Annotated in this window: 16 protein-coding genes; 4 read left to right on the top strand and 12 right to left on the bottom strand. The window is 63.2% G+C overall.

Features of this window, described 5'->3' with window-relative positions; translation table 11 throughout:
• The first annotated feature begins 11 nt into the window (after positions 1-11).
• Both folK and panB read left to right on the top strand, forming a co-directional pair.
• Positions 12-491 carry a 2-amino-4-hydroxy-6-hydroxymethyldihydropteridine diphosphokinase gene (folK, locus tag GTP44_RS06880; protein WP_161018838.1) on the top strand — a complete coding sequence of 160 codons (480 nt, stop codon included), beginning with the start codon at positions 12-14 and terminating at the stop codon, positions 489-491.
• 13 nt (positions 492-504) lie between these two features.
• On the top strand, positions 505-1,383 hold the full coding sequence (gene panB, locus GTP44_RS06875) for a 3-methyl-2-oxobutanoate hydroxymethyltransferase (protein WP_202424006.1): 879 nt from the start codon (positions 505-507) through the stop codon (positions 1,381-1,383).
• Between the two features lie 10 nt (positions 1,384-1,393).
• On the opposite strand, the gene GTP44_RS06870 is transcribed toward panB, so the two are convergent.
• Genes GTP44_RS06870 through GTP44_RS06855 form a run of 4 tightly spaced genes read right to left on the bottom strand, consistent with a single transcriptional unit; the run spans position 1,394 to position 6,426 of the window.
• Positions 1,394-2,872, bottom strand: coding sequence for an aldehyde dehydrogenase (locus GTP44_RS06870; RefSeq protein ID WP_161018837.1), 1,479 nt, complete (start codon positions 2,870-2,872; stop codon positions 1,394-1,396).
• A gap of 11 nt (positions 2,873-2,883) precedes the next feature.
• The gene (locus GTP44_RS06865; protein ID WP_161018836.1) at positions 2,884-4,272 is read right to left on the bottom strand and encodes an aspartate aminotransferase family protein; all 1,389 of its coding nucleotides are present in this window, start codon (positions 4,270-4,272) and stop codon (positions 2,884-2,886) included.
• 12 nt (positions 4,273-4,284) lie between these two features.
• Complete coding sequence (locus tag GTP44_RS06860; protein WP_160989174.1) at positions 4,285-5,655, bottom strand: glutamine synthetase family protein; 1,371 nt, start codon at positions 5,653-5,655, stop codon at positions 4,285-4,287.
• An 18-nt stretch (positions 5,656-5,673) separates the two neighbouring features.
• Positions 5,674-6,426, bottom strand: a complete 753-nt coding sequence (locus tag GTP44_RS06855; protein ID WP_161018835.1) for a gamma-glutamyl-gamma-aminobutyrate hydrolase family protein — start codon at positions 6,424-6,426, stop codon at positions 5,674-5,676.
• An 82-nt stretch (positions 6,427-6,508) separates the two neighbouring features.
• Here GTP44_RS06855 and GTP44_RS06850 point away from each other — a divergent pair, with 82 nt between their 5' ends.
• Positions 6,509-7,639 (top strand): MFS transporter, encoded by a 1,131-nt coding sequence (locus GTP44_RS06850; protein WP_161018834.1) that lies wholly within the window; start codon positions 6,509-6,511, stop codon positions 7,637-7,639.
• A 66-nt stretch (positions 7,640-7,705) separates the two neighbouring features.
• Positions 7,706-9,772, top strand: coding sequence for a LamG-like jellyroll fold domain-containing protein (locus GTP44_RS06845; RefSeq protein ID WP_229256808.1), 2,067 nt, complete (start codon positions 7,706-7,708; stop codon positions 9,770-9,772).
• Positions 9,773-9,797: 25 nt separating this feature from the next.
• On the opposite strand, the gene GTP44_RS06840 is transcribed toward GTP44_RS06845, so the two are convergent.
• Genes GTP44_RS06840 through nirB form a run of 8 tightly spaced genes read right to left on the bottom strand, consistent with a single transcriptional unit; the run spans position 9,798 to position 20,979 of the window.
• Entirely contained in the window at positions 9,798-10,634 is an 837-nt protein-coding gene (locus GTP44_RS06840) for an ABC transporter permease (RefSeq protein ID WP_160989171.1), read from the bottom strand.
• Positions 10,631-11,536: an ABC transporter permease subunit gene (locus GTP44_RS06835; RefSeq protein WP_160989170.1), complete on the bottom strand. Its 906-nt coding sequence runs from the start codon at positions 11,534-11,536 to the stop codon at positions 10,631-10,633. The genes GTP44_RS06840 and GTP44_RS06835 overlap by 4 nt, the downstream gene beginning before the upstream one ends.
• Positions 11,537-11,548: 12 nt before the next feature.
• Positions 11,549-12,676 carry an ABC transporter ATP-binding protein gene (locus tag GTP44_RS06830; protein ID WP_161018833.1) on the bottom strand — a complete coding sequence of 376 codons (1,128 nt, stop codon included), beginning with the start codon at positions 12,674-12,676 and terminating at the stop codon, positions 11,549-11,551.
• 57 nt (positions 12,677-12,733) lie between these two features.
• Positions 12,734-14,104, bottom strand: a complete 1,371-nt coding sequence (locus GTP44_RS06825) for a glutamine synthetase family protein (RefSeq protein ID WP_161018832.1) — start codon at positions 14,102-14,104, stop codon at positions 12,734-12,736.
• Positions 14,105-14,145: 41 nt separating this feature from the next.
• The gene (locus GTP44_RS06820; RefSeq protein ID WP_161018831.1) at positions 14,146-16,869 is read right to left on the bottom strand and encodes a nitrate reductase; all 2,724 of its coding nucleotides are present in this window, start codon (positions 16,867-16,869) and stop codon (positions 14,146-14,148) included.
• Positions 16,870-16,878: 9 nt separating this feature from the next.
• Positions 16,879-18,093 (bottom strand): NAD(P)/FAD-dependent oxidoreductase, encoded by a 1,215-nt coding sequence (locus GTP44_RS06815; protein WP_371867163.1) that lies wholly within the window; start codon positions 18,091-18,093, stop codon positions 16,879-16,881.
• A complete protein-coding gene (nirD, locus tag GTP44_RS06810; RefSeq protein WP_160989166.1) occupies positions 18,090-18,437 on the bottom strand; it encodes a nitrite reductase small subunit NirD in 348 nt (115 codons plus the stop codon). The genes GTP44_RS06815 and nirD overlap by 4 nt, the downstream gene beginning before the upstream one ends.
• Before the next feature lie 10 nt (positions 18,438-18,447).
• Positions 18,448-20,979 carry a nitrite reductase large subunit NirB gene (gene nirB / locus GTP44_RS06805; RefSeq protein WP_161018830.1) on the bottom strand — a complete coding sequence of 844 codons (2,532 nt, stop codon included), beginning with the start codon at positions 20,977-20,979 and terminating at the stop codon, positions 18,448-18,450.
• Positions 20,980-20,986: the final 7 nt, after the last annotated feature.

Here is a 20,986-nt window from a genome sequence, read left to right as displayed (position 1 = left end):
TGCGCAGCACCATGAACACCGCCCTCGCCTACATCGGCATCGGCGCCAATCTGGGCGACGCCCGCGCCAACGTGCTGGACGCGCTGGAACGCCTGCGGCGCCAGCCCGGCTGCACGCTGACGGCGGCGTCAAGCCTGTACCGCACCGCGCCGATCGACTCCAGCGGCGACGACTACATCAACGCCGTCGCCCGCATCGCCACCACGCTGGACGCGGAAGCGCTGCTGCAAGCGCTGCACGGCATCGAGCAGGCGCACGGCCGCGAGCGCCCCTACCGCAACGCCCCGCGCACGCTGGATCTGGATCTGCTACTGTACGGCGACGCCGTCATCCACAGTCACACGCTGAGCGTGCCGCACCCGCGCATGACCGAACGCGCCTTCGTGCTGGTGCCGCTGCTGGAACTGGCGCCGTCGATTCATATTCCTGGCCTCGGCGCGGCGTCGCAATATGCCGCCGGCGTGGCCGACCAGGGCATCCGCCCTCTTTAACCAAGGATTTATCATGTCTGGATACTTGCAAGGCAACGAACTGGCCGCGAGCCAAAAGCCCGCCGACGCCACCGCACCTGCAGCGGCCAAGCCGGTCGTCAACAAAGCCGTCACCGTCAACACCTTGTCCACGCTGCGCGGCGCCGGCGAGAAGATCACCATGCTGACCTGCTACGACGCCAGCTTCGCCTCGCTGATGGACCGCTGCGGCGTGGAGATCCTGCTCATCGGCGACTCGCTGGGCATGGTCTGCGCCGGCCACACCTCGACGCTGCCGGTCACCGTCAACGACATCGCCTACCACACCGCCTCCGTGGCCCGTGGCGCCAGGAACGCGATGATCGTCGCCGACCTGCCGTTCGGCGCCTACGGCACACCGGAAACCGCCTATGCCAACGCGGTGCAGGTGATGCAGGCCGGCGCGCACATGATCAAGATCGAAGGCGGCGCATGGCTGGCCGACACCATCAAATTCCTGACCGAGCGCGCGATTCCGGTCTGCGCCCACCTCGGCCTGACGCCGCAATCGGTGCACCAGCTGGGCGGCTACAAGGTACAGGGAAAAACCACCGAAAGCGCCGAGGTGCTGAAAGCCGACTGCCTGCGCATCCAGGCGGCAGGCGCCTCGCTGCTGGTGCTGGAGGCGATTCCCTCGGCGCTGGGCAAGGAAATCACCGATTCGCTGTCGATTCCAACGATCGGCATCGGCGCGGGTCCGGACTGCTCCGGCCAGGTGCTGGTGATGCACGACCTGCTGGGCGTCTTCCCTGGCCGCAAAGCGCGCTTCGTGAAGAACTTCATGGATGGCCAGACCAGCATCGAAGCCGCCTTCACAGCCTACGTCAGCGAAGTCAAAAGCGGCGCCTTCCCGGCGCCGGAACACTGCTTCTAAGGCCCTTCAGTCAAATCTGAATCCAGGTGGTTTTCAGTTCGGTATATTTATCGAAGGCGTGCAGTGATTTGTCCCTGCCGTTACCGGACTGCTTGTAACCGCCGAAAGGCACGGTGATATCGTCGTTATCGTATTGATTGACGTGCACCGTGCCGGCGCGCAGCGCGCGTGAAGTCTTGATGGCTTTGCTCAGGTCCGCCGTCCACACGGCGGCGTGCAAGCCATAAGGTGTGGCGTTAGCCTGCCGCACCGCCCCCTCCACATCGGTAAAACTCAGCACCGACAACACCGGCCCGAAAATCTCTTCGCGGGCGATCGTCATGCCGCTGTCCACCTGATCGAACAACGTGGGCTCGACGTAGTAACCGCCGCCGTCGGTGCGTGCTTGCCGGCCGCCGGCCAACAGACGCGCGCCGTCGCTCTTGCCAGCCTCGATGTAACCCATCACCGTCTTGAGCTGCGTGGCATCCACAATCGCGCCCATCACGGTATTCTCGTCCAGCGGATCGCCCGGCTGATACGCCGGCACTTTGGCCAGCGCCTTTTCGATAAAGCGATCCTTGATCGACGCCTCGACGAACAGCCGCGAAGGCGCGTTGCAGCTCTCGCCCTGATTGAAGAAGATCGAGCCGATGGCCGCATCCACCGCCGCATCCAGATCGGGACAGTCCGCACACACGATATTGGCCGACTTGCCGCCCAACTCAGTCCACGCCCGCTTCAGGTTCGACTGGCCCGCCATCTGGATGATCTGCTTGCCCACGCGCGTGGAGCCGGTGAAGCCGATGCAGTCCACATCCATGTGCAGCGCCAGCGCGGCGCCGGCCTCCGCGCCATAACCCGGCAGCACGTTGAACACGCCCGCCGGCACACCCGCTTGCAGCGCCAGCTCCGCCAGCCGCATTGCCGTCAATGGCGATTTTTCGGACGGCTTCAGCACCACGCTATTCCCCGCCGCCAGCGCCGGGCCAATCTTCCACGACGCCATCAGCATCGGATAATTCCACGGCACCACGGCCGCCACCACGCCGACCGGCTCGCGCGTGATCAGCGCCAGGCTGTCGGCCGGAGTCGGCGCGATTTCGTCGTAGACCTTGTCGATCGCCTCACCATACCAGCGGATGCAATTGGCGGCGCCACCCACGTCCACCGTCCGGCTGTACTTGATCGGCTTGCCCATATCGAGCGTTTCCAGCAGCGCCAGTTCGTCGACATGCTGCTGCATCAGGTCCGCGAATTTGATCAGCACCCGCTTGCGCTGCGCCGGCGACTTGCCCGCCCAGCGCCGGTCCTCAAACGCCGCGCGCGCCGCCGCCACCGCGATGTCCACGTCCGTGCCATCGCAACGCGCCACCATGCCGAGCGAACGCCCATCGATGGGCGAAAAATTCTCGAACTGCTGCCCGGACTTCGCCCACACCCGCTCACCGCCGATGAAGGCGCGGCCGTCCACTGTCAGCGCGGCCACCTTGTCGTGCCAGATACCCATGCCTGTCTCCTTTATAGCCAGCCGCGTTCCTTCACATCGGCATACGTCAGATCGAGGCAGTGGCGTATCAAGGCCAGCATCTCGTCGATCTGCGCCGTGCTCAGAATCAGCGGTGGCGCGATGATCATGCGGTCGCCAACGGCGCGCATGATCATCCCGTTGTTGAACATATAGCTGCGGCAGACCATGCCAACAGCCAGCGATTCGTCGAACGCCACGTTATCGTGCACGGTGGCGCCCTTGCTGCGCACCAGATTCAAGCCCGCCACAAAGCCGCGGCTGTCCGCATAGCCAACCAGCGGATGATCCGCCAGCTCCGCAAAGCGCTTCTTCAGATACGGCCCGGTTTCATTGGCCACGCGCTCGATCAGCTTTTCATCCTCGATGATGCGAATGTTCTCCAGCGCCGCCGCACACGCCACCGGATGGCCGGAATACGTGAAGCCGTGATTGAACTCGCCACCCTGCTCAATCAGCACCTTGGCCACGCGGTCGCCCACCAGCACACCGCCCAGCGGCACATAGCCCGAGGTCACGCCCTTGGCGAAGGTAATCAGATCCGGCTTGATGCCGAACAGCTCCGACGCGAACCAGCGCCCCAGCCGCCCGAAGCCGCAGATCACCTCATCGGCGATCAGCAGAATGCCGTACTTGTCGCAGATGCGCTGTATCTCCGGCCAGTAGGTCGATGGCGGAATAATCACACCACCCGCGCCCTGTATCGGCTCGCCGATAAACGCCGCCACCTTGTCCGCGCCCACCTCCAGTATTTTTTTCTCCAGCCACGAGGCGGCCTCGATGCCGAAAGCCTCCTCCGTCATGCCCTTGCCCGACTCCAGATAGCTGGGCTGACCGATGTGCACAATGCCCGGTATCGGCAGGCCGCCCTGTTCGTGCATGCCGGCCATGCCGCCGAGCGAGGCGCCGGCCATGGTGCTGCCGTGATACGCATTGTGGCGGCTGATAATCACCTGGCGCTGCGGTTGTCCCAGCACATCCCAATAGCGGCGCACCATGCGCACATTGGTGTCGTTGCCCTCCGAGCCGGAGCCGGCGAAGTACACATGATTGAACTGCGGCGGCGAAATCTGCACCAGCTTCGCCGCCAGCCGCACCGCCGGCACATTGGTGGTGTTGAAGAAGCTGTTATAGAACGGCAGCGTCTCCATCTGCGCATACACCGCTTTCGAGATGCTGGTGCGGCCATAGCCCACGTTCACGCACCACAGCCCGGACATGCCGTCGATGATCTTGTTGCCCTCCGAATCCCACAGATAAATGCCATCGCCGCGCACCATCACGCGCGCGCCCTTCTCGCCCAGCGCCTTGTGGTCGGTGAACGGATGCAGGTAATGCGCCGTATCCAGCTTCTGAATCGCGGTCGTATCGTAAGTGCTCATATCGCTTCTCGCTTAAACGTGCAGCAGCAGGTGCTCGCGCTCCCACGGGCTGATGACGGTCATGAATTCCTGATGCTCCAGATCCTTGATGGCGGCGTAGACGTCGATAAAGCGCTCGCCCAGCACGGTGCGCAGCCGGTCCTCTGCGCGCAGCAGCTGCAACGCTTCCGGCAAGCCTTGCGGCAGCTCGACTTTCAGGTCGTAGGCGCTGTCGGTGGTCATCGGCGTCGGCTCTTCCTGGTCCACCATGCCGAGGTAGCCGCAGGCCAGCGTGACGGCCAGCGCCAGATACGGATTGGCGTCGGCGCCGATGATGCGGTTTTCCACGCGGCGATCCTGCACGCCGGATTCCGGTACGCGGAAGCCCACGGTGCGGTTGTCCATGCCCCATTGGATATTGATCGGCGCCGCCGTGTGGCGCACGATGCGGCGGTACGAATTCACATACGGCGCCACAATCGCCATCGCCGATGGCATGTAGCGCTGCAGGCCGCCGATATAGTGCTTGAACAGCGGCGATGCCGAACCGTCTTCGGCACTGAAGATATTTTTGCCGGTCGTGGCGTCCACCACGCTCTGGTGCACATGCATCGCCGATCCGGGTTCGCCGGCCATCGGCTTGGCCATGAAGGTCGCGTACATATCGTGCTTCAGCGCCGCCTCGCGCAAGGTGCGCTTGAAGAAAAACACCTTGTCGGCAAGGCCCAGCGGCTCGCCGTGCAGGAAGTTGATTTCCATCTGGCCGGCGCCGATTTCGTGAATCAGCGTGTCGACATCAAGGCCCATCAGATCGCAGTAGTCGTAGATATCCTCGAACAGCGGATCGAACTCGTTCACCGCGTCGATGCTGTAGACCTGGCGGCTGGTTTCCGCGCGTCCGCTACGGCCGATCGGCGGTTTCAAAGGCAGATCGGGATCGCTGTTTTTGGCGGTCAGGTAGAACTCCAGTTCCGGCGCCACCACGGGCTTCCAGCCTTTGTCCGCATACAGCTTGAGCACACGCCGCAGCACCGAGCGTGGAGCGAAATCGACCAGCCTGCCATCGGCGAAATAGCAGTCGTGGATCACCTGCGCGGTGGGATCGGTGGCCCACGGCACCATGGTGATGGTGGTCGGATCGGCCTTTAAAATCATGTCGCGGTCGGTGCTGGAAATGGCGCGGTCGTAGCCCGCGTCCTCGGTCGGATAATTGCCGGTGACGGTCATGCCCAGTACCGCCTCCGGAATGCGCATGCCGCGCTCCTGCGTGAATTTACCGCGCGGCAGAATCTTCCCGCGCGCCACGCCGGTCAAGTCCGGCACCAGGCATTCAATCTCTGTGACGTGCTTCTCGTTCAGCCACAAATCCATATCGGTGTACGTAAAGTTTTCGCGAATTGCCATGTGATTCTCTCGTTGTTGTTATCGATCGGCCTTGTAGGCGCGGCAGGCGTCGCCAAAGGCTCTGAATAATTTGACGGAATCCGGGTTCTCGGAAAAGCGCCATTCCGGGTGCCACTGTACCGCGAGCGCAAAACTTTTGGCGCCCTCTACGCGGTAGGCCTCGACCAGTCCATCGTCCGCGCGCGCCTCCACAGCCAGGCCGGCCGCCAGACGATTGATGCCCTGACCGTGCAGCGAATTGACCATGATCTCGCCGGCGCCGTCGAGCAGCCGCGCCAACTGCCCTCCAGGGTCCAGCAGCACGCGGTGCGATGGCGCGTATTGCTGGTCCAGCGGATCGTCCTTGCGTTCGCGATGGTCGGCCATGCCAGGCACACCATGCAGCGCCTGATGCAGCGAGCCGCCCAGCGCCACATTCATTTCCTGAAAACCGCGACAGATCGCCAGCAAGGGAATGCCGCGCTTGATGGCGGCGCGGCTCAGCGGCAGCGTGGTGGCGTCGCGCGCCGGGTCCTGCGGCAGCGACGGATCGAGCACCGTTTCGCCATACAGGCCGGCATTCACGTTGGAGGGAGAGCCGGTCAGCATCACGCCGTCGGCCACGGCCAGCAGGGCCTCGAAGTCGGTGGCCGCGCCGAGGGCGGGCACGATCAGCGGCGTGCAGCGCGCGCCGTCCGCCACCGCCGCCACGTACTTGAGGTGCGCGCTGTGCGCGAGATGCGGGCCGGCTTGGGCGACGCACGCGGGAACCAGAACGATTGGGCTACGCATAGAGAAGCTTTCATCTATTTGGATTTGATTAAATGATAATCCTATTTTGGTATGATGGCGAACTCAAATCAGGAGCTCGCGCATGAAGAACATGCCATGGCGCGATTTCATCGCATTAGTCGCCAGCATCGGCGTTGTCGGCCTGGGGCTCGGCGCCACCATTCCGCTCACCGCATTGACGTTGGATCAGCGTGGCGTGGGCACAGACATCATCGGCATCGTCACGGCCATCAGCGCGGCGGGCATACTCGTGGCCGCGCCGTTCGTCTCGCGCTGGGTGGCCGGCCACGGCCCGCGCGGCTGCATGATCGCCGCCATCGTCACCGCCGCCGTCTCCACCGCGCTGATGGAAACCACCGACAACCTGCTGGCATGGGGCGCGCTGCGCTTTGTGTTCGGCGCCTGCATGGGCGTGCTGTTCACCATCGGCGAAGCGTGGGTCAACAATCTCGCGCCGACCAACTCGCGCGGCCGCGTGGTGGCGATCTACACCACCGCCTTCACGCTGTTCCAGCTGCTCGGCCCCACGCTAGTGGCGGCATTGGCCGGCAAGATCGCGCTGCCGTTCGCGTCGTGCGGCGCGCTGTTCCTGCTCGCGCTGCCCGGCATGCTGCTGATCGGCGGTGGCGCCCAAGGCCACGCGGACGAAGCGCCGGTCGCCTGGCAGCGCATCCTGCCGCGCATGTGGATGATCGCCATCGGCGCGGCTTTCTTTGCGATGTTCGACACGCTGGCACTGAGTCTTCTGCCGGTGTACGCCATGCGTCACGGCATGGCGACCGAGCTGGCGGTGCTGTCGGCCACCGTGGTGCTGGTCGGCGACACGGCGCTGCAATTCTTTTTCGGCTGGCTGGCGGATCGCGTCGGCCGCCGCAAGGTGCATATCGGCTGCGGCATCGCCGTCTGCGTGCTGCTGCCCGCGCTGCCGTTTGCGGCCGGCACGCCGTGGCTGTGGTGGACGTTGCTGCTGGCGCTGGGCGCGGTGGCCGGCGCCATCTACATGCTGTCGCTGGTCGCTTGCGGCGAGCGTTTCGAAGGCCAGTCGCTGGTCGCGGCCAGCGCGGTGGTCAATGCCGCCTGGGGCATTACCAGCGCCGGCGGGCCATTGGTGACGGGAGTATTGATGCAAACGGCCGGCGTGAACGCACTGCCGGCCGTGCTGTGGATAGGCGCCGCGATCTTCATCGCCAGCGCGGCATGGGATAAAAAGTAACTATGTCATCTGCAAGTAACACGAGTTGTTTATCGTGAGCGCGTCACCTCACACGGGAAGCGCGATATGGAAAAGAACAAGTCGGATCAGGCTCAGGATGCACAGCGCCGATCATTGTTGAAAATGGGCCTGGCGTCAGGCCTGTCGATGAGCAGCTTGCTGGCGGCGTGCGGCGGCGACAACCCGCCTGCCAGCGGCGGCGCCACCACCACCGCGCCCAGCACGCAGATTTCCAGCTTTGCGCTGGCGGTACTGCCGGACACGCAATTTTATTCGCGCTACGCCACCTCGGGCGAGAGCAATCAGTACGAACGCCACTACGGCAACGAGCCCTATGCGGCGCAAACCAACTGGGTCGCCCGCAACGCGCAGGCGCTCAACATCCCATTCCTGATTCACCTCGGCGATGTGGTCGACCAGGTCGGCAAGCCCGAACAGTGGAAGGTGGCCGACAGCGCCATGCAAGTGCTGGAAGCGGCCAAGCTGCCGTACTCCATCCTGGCCGGCAACCACGATGTCCTCAACGACATCGACTACGACAGCGATCCGACCAAGGGCACCGATACCCAGCGGGTGCTGGCCAACGAGCCTTATCTGCAATGGTTCAGCACCAAACGCGCGCAACGCCAGGCCACCTTCGGCGCGCGCGATGATACCGGCTTCCACGAGTACCACATCTTCAAGGCACAGGACCAGCAATTCCTGGTGTTGTCGCTGTCGTGGCGCATCTCCGACGCCGGCATCGCCTGGGCGCGCAAGGTGCTGGCCGATCATCCGACCCTGCCGGCGATTCTGGTCAACCACCAGTTGCTGAACATCGCGCCCGATGCCGTCAGCCCGCTGGAAACCGGCTACGGCAAAATGCTGTGGGAAAAACTGATCCGCGATAACGACCAGATTTTCATGACGCTGAACGGCCACCACCACGGCGGCGCGCACCTGACCAAGACCAATAATTTCGGCAACGCGGTCGAGGAGATGGTGGTCGATTACCAGATGGACTATCAAGGCGGCAATGGCCTGATGAGGCTATATGAATTTGACCTGACCAATAAACAGATCAAGGTACTGTCGTTCTCGCCGTGGGTGCCGATGAAGCCTGCCGACACGCTGAACGCCTTCGACCGCGCGGTACTCACCGAGAGCAACCACAGTTTCACGATCAACATGGACTTCGCCAAGCGCTTCGCCCGTTTCAATCCGGGCTTCGGCACCGGCAAGGCGACGGTGGCGTCGTCGCTGGTCGAGCAGGCCAAGGCCCTGGTGCTGAAGGGTTATACAGAACCAGCAGTGGTGACGCCGGTGCTGCCCAAGGATACCGACGACTATCCGAAAGTGGCATCGACCGTCGCGCACTGGCGCTTCTACGGCGGCAGCGACGGCGCGGCGGTGGCGCCGGGCACCCGCATCAACGACGTCACCGGCGCCAACCCGCTGACACGTGATCAGCTCAATCAGGGCGGCATCGTCGGCGCCACCGCCGGGGATATTGTTTGGAGCAGCGACCATCACCGCCTGTCGTCCGCACCGGGCTCGGTCAGCTTCCTGAACACCGACAAAAACGCGCCGCGCCTCAGCTACTTCCTGACCGATGCCGCGGCCGCGATCAACGCCCAGACCTTCGCCACCACCGGCTACACGATCGAAGCGTTCATCAAGATCAATCCGGCGTGGGACAAGACCAAGCACGCGTGGATGAACATCATGACGCGCGACGGCAAACGCGGCAACCTGGCCGGATTCGATGGCGGCGATCCGGAATCGCCACCGCTGCTGTTCGCCATTTCCAGCCTGCGCGAAGTGCAATGGGAGGTGGTGCCGGCGGTCAGCGGCAACCGCGATGCCATGGCCAGTTGGTCGGGCGAGATCATCGCCGGCAACTGGGTCCATATCGCCATCGTCAACGACCCGACAACGCATGACACCATCATGTATGTGGAAGGCGCGCCGGTGCTGCGCAACAGCAGCAATGTGGTGGGCCTGGCGACTTTGTCGGCAGCCTCGCCGTGGGTGGTCGGCGGCGGCTCGTGGGATGGCGCGCGCGCCGATGGCTTCTTCGGCAACATCGGTGAAGTACGCGTCGCGTCCGCCGCGCTGCCGTCCAGCCAATGGCTGACGGCGCGCCGTAGCTAAGGGGCTAAGGGCTAAGGGCTAAGGATTAGCCTTTGGCCGCGGCGGCCAGCTGTTTCGAGCGCTGACGCTCGGCGCGGGCAATGTACAGGCTCGATGCGATCACGCCGATCGTCACCACCAGAATGGTCAGCGCCGCCACCGCGTTCACGCGCGGATCGAGCCCCAGGCGCGCGCGCGAGAAGATCACGATCGGCATCGTCGATGAACCGGGGCCGGACAGGAAGGCCGACAGCACCACGTCATCCAGCGACAGCGTGAAGGTCAGCAGCCATGCGGAACCCAGCGCCTGTTTGATGTTCGGCAGCGTCACCAGGAAGAACACCTGGAAGGGGCGGCAGCCCAAATCCATCGCCGCCTCTTCCAGCGACTTGTTCATCTCACTCAAGCGCGATTGCACCACCACCGTCGCATAGGCCATGCCGAGCAGCGTATGACCGAGCCAGATGGTCAGCATGCCGCGCTCCGGGAAGCCGAACATCTTCTGCACCGACACCAGCATCAACAGCAGCGACAGGCCGATAATCACCTCCGGCATCACCAGCGGCGCGCTGACCATGCCGGTGAACAGCGTGCGGCCGGAGAAGCGCTGGTAGCGGTCCAGCACAAACGCCGCGAACGTCCCGAGAATCACCGAGCCGCAAGCCGTCAGCAGCGCGATCCGCAGCGACAGCCCAAAGCCGCTGATAATCTCCTGATCGTTCAACAGCGCCGCATACCACTGCAACGAAAAGCCACTCCACACCATGTCCTGGCGCGAGCTGTTAAACGAGAACACCACCAACACGATAATCGGGATGTACAGGAACAGATAGCCCATTGAGAGCCAGCCGCGCCCGAACCAACGATGCAGGAACTGGGTCATTTGCGCACCTCCTGTTCTGCCTGGTATTTATTAAAGATCGCCATCGGCACAAGAATCAGCAGGATCACCACCACCGTCACCGAGGACGCCAGCGGCCAATCGTTATTGGTAAAGAACTCGTCCCACAACTGGCGGCCAATCATCAGCGTTTCCGGGCCGCCCAGCAGCTCGGGAATCACGTACTCACCGACCGCCGGAATAAACACCAGCATGGTGCCGGCGATGATGCCCGATTTCGACAGCGGCACCGTGATACGCCAGAAAGTCTGCCACGGCGTGGCGCCCAGGTCGGCCGCCGCCTCCAGGAAGCGCACGTCCATCTTCACCAGATTCGCGTACAGCGGCAGGATCATGAACGGCAGGTAGGCATACACCATGCCGATGATCAGCGAGAACTGAGTGTTCATCAGGTGCAGCGGCTCGGAGATAACGCCGATGTTCATCAGGAAGCTGTTGAGGATACCGTTGTTGGCCAGGATGCCCTTCCACGCGTAGATACGCAGCAGGAAGGACGTCCAGAACGGCATCATCACCAGCATCAGCAGCACCGGGCGGATGGCCGGCTTGGCGCGCGCCATGAAGTAGGCGAACGGATAGCCGATGGCCAGGCACAGCGCCGCCGTGATCGCGGCGAACTTCAGCGAATTCAGATAGGTGATCGCATACAGCTCGTCCTGCAGGATGTACAGGTAGTTGGCGACTTTGACCTTCAGCGTCATCACGCCATCGGCCACCGTCACCAGGCTGCCGAACGGGCCGCCATCGCCGCTGTCGAGATCCACGAAGCTGATGCGCAAAACGATCAGGAACGGAATCAGGAAGGCAAACGTCAGCCACAGGAAAGGCACGCCGATCACCACGGCGCGGCCTGGGTGCTTGATCAGGTTTTTCAAAGAGTTCATGACCACCGCGCCTTAGCTGGTCAGCACGACAACGTCTGAGCCGTCCCACCACGCGAACACGCGCTGGTCGCGCTTGAGCGCCGCGTCGTCGTGACGCGCGACGTTGGTGCGCGAGGCCTTGACCACCATGCCGCTGTCCAGCGTAATGTGGTAGCTAGTCTCGTTGCCGAAGTAGGACACGCCGGTGACCACACCCTGCACGCAGTTGTAGCCATGTTCGGCCGCCTTGGCGCGCTGCTCCCGCGTTGGCGCCTCCGCCTGCACGGCGATCTTCTCCGGACGCACCGCCACCGACACCGGCATGCCCATGGTGCCGGTAATACCGTGGGTGACGTAATGCTTGCCCTCCGGCGTATCGATGATGACGTGGTCCGGCTCATCTTCCGTCACCGAACCGTTGAACAGATTGACGCTGCCGATGAAGTCCGCGACGAAGCGGCAGTTCGGCGTTTCATAGATTTCGTCCGGCGCGCCCACTTGCAGAATGCGGCCCGCGCTCATGACGGCGATACGGGTGGCCATGCTCATGGCTTCGTCCTGGTCGTGGGTGACCATCACGCAGGTCACGCCCACTTCCTCGATGATGCTGACCAGTTCCATCTGCGTGCGCTCGCGCAGCTTCTTATCCAGTGCGCCCAGCGGCTCGTCCAGCAGCAGCAACTGCGGACGTTTGGCCAGCGAACGCGCCAGCGCCACGCGCTGCTGCTGGCCGCCCGACAGCTGATGCGGCTTGCGCTTGGCATATTCCGTCAACTGCACCAGCGCCAGCATCTTTTCCACGCGCGCCGCGATTTCATCTTTCGGCAGGCCGTCGCGACGCAGGCCGAAGGCGATGTTGTCCCACACCGACAGGTGGGGGAACAGCGCATACGACTGAAACATCATATTGATCGGGCGCTGGTACGGCGGCACGCTGACGATATCCTGGCCGGCCAGCGTGATGCTGCCCGAGGTCAGCGTTTCAAAACCGGCCAGCATGCGCAGCAGCGTCGATTTGCCGCAGCCCGAGCTGCCCAGCAGCGCGAAGATTTCGCCCTTGTTGATCGCCACCGATACGTCATTGACGGCGCGCACGCCATCGAATTCCTTCACCAGGTTACGGATCAGGAGAAAAGGTTCAGCAGCTCGCTCTATGGTCATGTTATTAGAAAGGTAAAATAATATCCGCCAAACCGGTGATTATAAAGCCAGCAGCGCTCAAACATGCAGCAATAGGTGTTCCCGCTCCCATGGGCTGATGACGGTCATGAACTCCTGGTGCTCCAGTTCCTTGATGGCCGTGTACACATCGACAAAACGCTCGCCCAGCACGTCGCGCAGGCGGTCCTCTTGCCGCAGCAGCGTGAGCGCCTGCGGCAGCCCTTGCGGCAGTTCGTAGAAGTGATCGTAGGCGCTGCCGTTATACATTGGCGTCGGCTCCAGCTGGTCGATCAGGCCCAGGTAGCCGCAGGCCAGCGTCACCGCGATGCCGAGGTAGGGATTGGCGTCCGCGCCGATGATGCGGTTCTCCACCCGCCGCTGCTCAACGCCGGATATCGGAATGCGGAAGCCCACGGTGCGGTTGTCCATGCCCCACTGGACGTTGATCGGCGCCGCCGTGTGGCGCACGATGCGGCGGTAGGAATTGACATACGGCGCCAGAATCGCCATCGCCGCCGGCGTGTAGCGCTGCAAGCCGCCGATGTAGTGGCGGAACTGCGGCGACGGCGAACCATCCGCAAGGGTGAAGATATTGCGGCCGGTGACGGCGTCGCTCACGCTCTGGTGGACGTGCATCGCCGATCCGGGCTCGCCGCCCATCGGCTTGGCCATGAAGGTGGCGTACATATGGTGCTTGAGCGCCGCTTCGCGCAAGGTGCGCTTGAAGTAGAACACATTGTCGGCCAGCGCCAGCGCATCGCCATGCTGGAAGTTGAGGCCCATCTGACCGGCGCCGGTTTCGTGGATCAGCGTGTCCACGTCGAGATTCATCAGCGCGCAGTAGTCGTAGATATCCTCGAACAGCGGATCGAATTCGTTGACCGCGTCAATGCTGTAGACCTGGCGCGTGGTCTCGGCGCGGCCGCTGCGGCCCACCGGCGCGCGCAAAGGCAGGTTGGGATCGATGTTCTTCTCGGTGAGGTAGAACTCCAGCTCCGGCCCGACGATCGGCTGCCAGCCCTTGTCCGCATACAGCTTGAGCACACGGCGCAGCACCGAGCGTGGTGCGAAATCGACCAGCGTGCCATCGGCGAAATAGCAGTCGTGAATGACCTGCGCGGTCGGATCGATGGCCCAGGGGACGGTGGTGATGCTGCCGGGGTCCGCGCGCAGGATCATGTCGCGGTCCGTGTTGGAGATGGCGCGGTCGTAGGCCGGGTCTTCGGTCGGGTAGTTGCCGGTGACGGTCATGCCCAGCACCGCCTCGGGGATGCGCATGCCGCGGTCCTGGGTGAATTTGGCGCGCGGCAGAATCTTCCCGCGCGCCACGCCCGTCAGATCGGGCACCAGGCATTCAATTTCAGTGACGCGATTATCATTGAGCCACTGGTCCATATCGGCATCGGAGAAGTTCTCACGGATAGACATGCGCGCTCCATTTTGCTGTCGACAGGTCTAGCTTACCATAATCACAACCTTACTTCTTCAGCCTCCACGCGGGTTTGCACCAATATTTTCTTGATCTCCGGGACGCAGGAACCGCAATTGCCGCCGGCCTTCAGGCACGCCGTCACCTCCGCCACCGTCTTCAGGTCTTTCTCGATGATGGCGTTGCAGATGGTGTTGCGGCCGACACCAAAGCACGAGCACACGGTGGGACCGGTGTCCGCGCCCTTCTCCACCGGCATGCCGACCAGCAGGCCAACGCGATCGATTTCACTCAACTGCTCCTTGGCGAACAGGCTGGCCAGCCACGCGCGCGACGGCATGTCCTGGCGCGGCGACATGAAAATACATTGTTCGATGCGATCGTTCACCACGTGCACGGCACGGTACACGCCGGCGGTCTTGTCCTCGTATTCCAGCCAGTCCGCGTCTGGATCGCCCACGCCCAGCAGCGCGCGCGACCACCCGGCGTGATCCTTGATCGTGTTGCGGCCGGCCAGCTCGTAGCGCGCGAACTCGCGGCCCTGAATGCGGGTCCAGTGAGCGATGCTATCAAGGTTCAGCGCATCGCGGCTCAAAATGAAACCGTGCCAGTTGACCCGGAACTGCTCTACGCGCACCGGCGTGTGCTTGAACTCAGGCTCGCCGGATACCGGATCGACCACCGGATTGACCACCGCGCCAACACGCGCGTCGGACGCGGTCTGGCCGCTCCAGTGAATCGGAATGAACACGCTGCCACGCGGGATGCCGCCGCCGTGCTGCACGCGTGCCACCATCGCGCCCCACTCGGACGTCACGCGCGCCAGCTCGCCCTCTTTCACGCCGCTCAACAGCGCATCCTGCGGGTGCATGTCGACGAAGGATTCGGCGATATGGTCAGCCAGCGTGGCGGATTTACCGGTGCGGGTCATGGTGTGCCATTGGTCGCGCACGCGGCCCGTGTTCAGCGACAGCGGATACTCTTCGCTGACGGCGTTGCGCGGCAGGCGTGGCGCGGTGGCGATGAAGCGCGCCTTGCCATCGGCATGCGCGAAAACGCCGTCCTTGAACAGCCGGACTTCGGTTTGCAGCTCGCCGCTGGCGGTACGGCGCACCGGCCATTGGGTCGGCTCCAGCGCATCGTAGTCGGATTGCTGGAGGCCGGCGAGGCCGGACATATCGAACGCGCGCGGCACATCAGCAGCGGCGTTGCGGAAGCCACTCAGGCGCGCGTGTTCGTCGAACACGCCGTGCTGGCCGCCGAAATCAAAGCCGGTGTAGCCCATGCGCTGCGCAAACAGCGACAGAATCTTCCAGTCCGGCAGCGCTTCGCCGGGCGCCGACAGAAAAGCGCGCTGGCGCGAGATGCGGCGCTCGGAGTTGGTCACCGTGCCATCCTTCTCGCCCCAGCCCAGCGCCGGCAGCAGCACGTCGGCGTAGGCGGTGGTGTCGGTGTCTTGCATGATATCGGAGGCGATCACCAGCTCGCACTTGTCCAGCGCGCGACGCACCTGATCCGCGTCCGGCATGCTGACCACCGGATTGGTGGCGATCACCCATACCGACTTGACCTTGCCTTCCTCGATGGCCTGGAACAGATCGACCGCTTTCAGGCCCCCCTTGTCGGCCATGGCCGGCGACTCCCAAAAAGTCTGCACCACCTCACGATGCTCCGCGCGTTCCAGATCCATGTGCGCGGCCAGCATATTGGCCAGGCCGCCGACTTCGCGCCCGCCCATGGCGTTCGGCTGGCCGGTGATGGAGAACGGTCCCATGCCCGGCTTGCCGAGCCGGCCGCCAATCAGATGGCAGTTGATGATGGCGTTGGCCTTGTCGGTGCCGGCCGACGACTGGTTCACGCCCATCGAATAGGCGGTGATGGTCTTGTGGGTGGCGGCGAACAGTTCGTAGAACTCCAGCAGCAGCGACAACTCGACGCGGCAGATCTTCGCCACCACGGCAAGATCGGCGCAGTCGGCGTGCGCGACATCCAGCGCCGCCTGGAAGCCGTTGGTGTGCTGCTCGATGAATCGCGGATCGACGGCGCCGATGCGCGAAAGATAACTCAGCAAGCCGTTGAACAGCCAGACATCGGTGCCGGCTTTGACCGGCAAATGCAGATCGGCCAGTTCGCAGGTCGCCGTGCGGCGCGGATCGATCACCACCAGCTTCATCTCCGGGCGCGCTTCCTTGGCTTTCAAGATGCGCTGGAACAGAATCGGATGGCACCACGCAGTGTTGGAACCCACCAGCACGACCATGTCGGCCAGTTCCAGATCGTCGTAGCAGACCGGCACCAGGTCTTCGCCGAAGGCGCGCTTGTAGCCCGCCACGGCGGACGACATGCACAGGCGCGAGTTGGTGTCGATATTGGCGCTGCCGATGTAACCCTTCATCAGTTTATTGGCGACGTAGTAGTCCTCGGTCAGCAACTGGCCGGAGACGTACAGTGCGACGGCATCCGGGCCATGCTCGGCGATGATGCGCCGCCACTCGCCGGCCACCTTGTCCAGCGCCGCGTCCCACGAAACGCGGCGCAGACCATCGGCCTCGCGCACCTGCGGATAAAGCAGGCGGCCTTCCAGCCCAACGGTTTCGCCGAGCGTGGAGCCTTTCACGCACAAACGGCCCTTGTTGGCCGGGTGCTGCTTGTCGCCAGCGATAGCGAACGTGCCATCGTCCTTCGGCGTGGCCTGCACGCCGCAGCCTACGCCGCAGTAGGCACAGGTGGTGCGAATGGCCAGATGGTCGGTAGACAAGTTCAAAATAATCCTTCAGGCGGCCCGATTGGACAGGGCTTCGCCAAATAACAGGGTTTGACGGATAGGCGTGATGTCGCTGCGGTTCTGAATCAGGTTGAAGTACCACGGGCCGTCCTTGACGTCACCATACAGCACGGCACCGGTAACGCGGCCATCCTTGATGACCAGGCGCTTGTAGACGCCACGGCGGGCGTCGCGCAACACCAGGTCTTCACTGCCCTCGCCGCCGATGAAATCACCGACCGAGTACAGATCGACACCGGTGACCTTCAGCCGCGTTGGCGACGTTTGCTGCACGTAGCGGCGCACGCCGGCGCCGGCCAGATGCGCGCCGCAAACGCGCGCCTGATCCCAGATCGGCGCCACCAGACCGAACGTGGCGCTGCGGTGCTGCACGCATTCGCCGACGGCGTAGATGCGCGGGTCATAGGTTTGCAGCGTGTCGTCCACCACGATGGCGCGTTCGCAATGCAGGCCGGCGGCCTTGGCCAGTTCGATATTCGGACGCACGCCGGCGGTCATCACCACCAGATCGGCGGGGATCTCGGTGCCGTCCTTGAAGCGCACGCCGGTCACGCGTTCAGAACCGAGGATTTCCTCGGTCTGTGCGCCCATCATGAATTTGAGGCCCTTGGCTTCCAGCGCTTTTTGCAGCAACGCGGCGGCGGGCTTGTCGAGCTGCTGATTCATCAGCGCTTCCGTCACGTGGACCACGGTCACGCTCATGCCCTGACGTTGCAGGCCATTGGCCGCTTCAAGGCCCAGCAGACCGCCGCCGATCACCACCGCGTTGCGGTGATTGCGCGCCATCGCCAGCATCTGCTCCACGTCCTGAATGTCGCGGAAGGCTAGCACACCGTTCAGCTGGTGGCCCGGCACCGGAATGATGAAGGGCTTGGAACCGGTGGCGATCAGCAGACGGTCGTATTTGACTTCCAGGCCGGATTTGGCGCGCACCACGCGCTTGCGACGGTCGATATGCTCGACCGGATCGCCGGCGTGCAGCGTAATCCCATGCTGCACATACCACTCGCGGGTGTTGAGCATGATGTCTTCCACGCTCTTCTCGCCCGCCAGCACCGGCGACAGCAGGATGCGGTTGTAGTTACCGTGCGGCTCGGCGCCGAATACGGTGATGTCGTACATGTCCGGCGCGAGCTTGTACAGCTCCTCGACCGTGCGCATGCCGGCCATGCCGTTGCCGATGACGACCAGCGCGGGTTTCACAGGCCTACCCAGACTTTTCCGTCATCGATACGGGCGGGATAGGTGCCCACCGAATGCTCCGGCGCCTCCAGGCACTCGCCGGTCTGCAGGTCGAAGTGATGCTTGTAGATCGGCGACGCAACCACAATGCGCTCGCCCAACGATCCAACCAGGCCGCGCGACAGCACCGAGGCCTCGGAATTCGGATCATAGTTATCGATCGCGAACACCCTCGGCTCGCCGGCATCGACGTGGAACACCGCCACCTGCATCTCATTCAGCAGCGCACACACGCCGGTGTTGGGCACGATGTCGTCCAGGTTGCAGACGGCGATCCAGTTATCGGTTTGAATATCACGGTGCATAATCTTCTCCTCAAGCTGCCTTGACTGCGATAGGGATAACGCGCTTGCGCTCTTCGATGGTGGCCGGACGAATCTGGCCACGCTCTTCCATGAACAACACGTTCTCGTCGCCCTTGTCGCTATTGACGAAGTGGCGGAAGCGTTTGCGGGTTTCCGGATTCTCGACCGCTTCCTTCCATTCGCAAGCGTAAGTGTTGACCACATGTTGCATGTCGGCTTCCAGCTCGGCGCCGATGCCCAGCTTGTCCTTGACGATGACGTCCTTCAGGTAATCGAGGCCGCCTTCCAGATTCTCGCGCCAGGTGCTGGTCCGTTGCAGACGGTCGCCAGTGCGGCTGTAGAACATCAGGAAGCGGTCGATGTACTTGACCAGCGTTTCCTTATCCAGCTCCGTCGCCAGCAGCTCGGCATGACGAGGCTTCATGCCGCCATTACCGGCCACGTAAAGATTCCAGCCTTTTTCGGTGGCGATCACGCCGACGTCCTTGCCCTGCGCTTCAGCACACTCGCGGGTGCAACCAGAGACGCCGAACTTGATCTTGTGCGGCGTGCGCAGACCCTTGTAGCGATTTTCCAGCTCGATCGCCAGGCCGATCGAATCATCGACACCGTAACGGCACCAGGTCGAACCGACACAGGACTTCACCGTGCGCAGCGACTTGCCGTACGCGTGGCCGGACTCGAAGCCGGCGGCGATCAGTTCTTCCCAGATCAGCGGCAACTGCTCGACGCGCGCGCCAAACAGGTCGACACGCGCGCCGCCGGTGATCTTGGTGTACAGGCCATACTTCTTGGCGACTGTGCCCACGGCGATCAGCCCATCGGCGGTGACCTCGCCGGCTGGCATGCGCGGCACCACCGAGTAAGTGCCATCCTTCTGGATATTGCCGAGGAAGTAGTCGTTGGTGTCCTGCAGGCTGGCGTGTTCCTTCTTCAGCACAAACTCGTTGTTGATGGTTGCCAGAATGCTGGCGGCCAGCGGCTTGCAAACGTCGCAGCCCAGGCCCTTGCCATGCTTGTGCAGCAGGTCGTTGAAGGTGGCGATCTTGCCGACTTTGATCAGGTGGAACAGCTCCTGGCGCGAATAGGCAAAGTGCTCGCACACATGGTTGTTCACTTCCATGCCCTGCTTCTTCATCTCGGCCTTCATCACCTGCGTCACCAGCGGCACGCAGCCGCCGCACGCGGTGCCGGCGCTGGTGCACGATTTCAGTTCGCCGATGGTGTTGGCGCCGTTCGCCACGGCGGCACACAGCTGGCCTTTGGAGATGTTGTTGCAGGAGCAGATCTGCGCCGACTCCGGCAACGCATCGACACCCAGCGCCGGCTTGGCCGCGCCGTCGGATTGCGGCAGAATCAGGAACTCCGGCGACTCCGGCAGCTCGATCTTGTTCAGCATCATTTGCAGCAGCGTGCCATATTCGGCGGCATCGCCGACCATCACGCCACCCAGCAGATACTTGCCGCAGCTGGACACCACGATCTTCTTGTAGATCTGCTTGCGCTCATCGATGAACTGATACGAGTGGCTGCCCGCTTCCTTGCCATGCGGGTCGCCGATGGACGCCACGTCCACGCCCATCAGTTTCAGCTTGGTGCTCATGTCGGCGCCGGCGAATTCCGCCGCCTCGCCCAGCATATGCTTGGCGGCGACGCGCGCCATTTCGTAGCCCGGCGCCACCAGGCCGAAGATCAAGCCGCCCCACAACGCGCACTCGCCGATCGCATACACGTGCGGATCGGAGGTGATGCAGTTGTTATTGATTTCGATGCCGCCGCGCGGGCCAATCGCCAAGCCGGCTTCTTTCGCCAGCATGTCGCGCGGACGGATGCCGGCCGAGAACACGATCATGTCCGCTTCCAGATAGCCGCCGTCGGCAAACTCCATGCGGTGGGTCGCTTCGACGCCATCCACGATCACGGTGGTGTTCTTGCCCGTGTGGACAGTCACGCCCAGTTCTTCGATTTTACGGCGCAGCACACGGCCGCCATGGTCGTCCACCTGCACCGCCATCAGACGCGGCGAGAATTCCACCACGTGCGTGTCCAGCTTGAGGTCACGCAGCGCCTTGGCGCATTCGAGGCCCAGCAGACCGCCGCCGATCACCACACCGGTCTTGGCGCGCTGGCCGCATTCCATCATCGCCTCCAGGTCTTCGATGGTACGGTAGACGAAACAGTCCTTGCGGTCCTTGCCCGGCAGCGGTGGCACGAACGGGAACGAGCCGGTGGCGATCACCAGTTTATCGTATGGCAGCACCTCGCCTTCGCCGGTGGTGACGGTTTTCGCCTTGGTGTCGATGGCGGTGGCGCGGGTGTTCAGACGCAGCACCATGTCGTCGCGCTCGAAGAAGCCAGGCTTCACCAGCGACAGGTCTTCGGCGGTTTTACCGGAGAAGAACTCGGACAGGTGCACGCGGTCGTAGGCAGGACGCGGCTCCTCGCACAGCACCGTCACCTGCAGATGGCCGACGCCGCTGTTGGCCAGGCTTTCCAGGAATTTGTGACCCACCATGCCGTGGCCGATAACGATAATTTTCATGATGCGC

This window comes from Duganella lactea (assembly GCF_009857505.1).
GTDB lineage: Bacteria > Pseudomonadota > Gammaproteobacteria > Burkholderiales > Burkholderiaceae_D > Rugamonas > Rugamonas lactea.
Note: the sequence above shows the minus strand (reverse complement) of the source record. Positions and strands in the feature narration are given on the sequence as shown.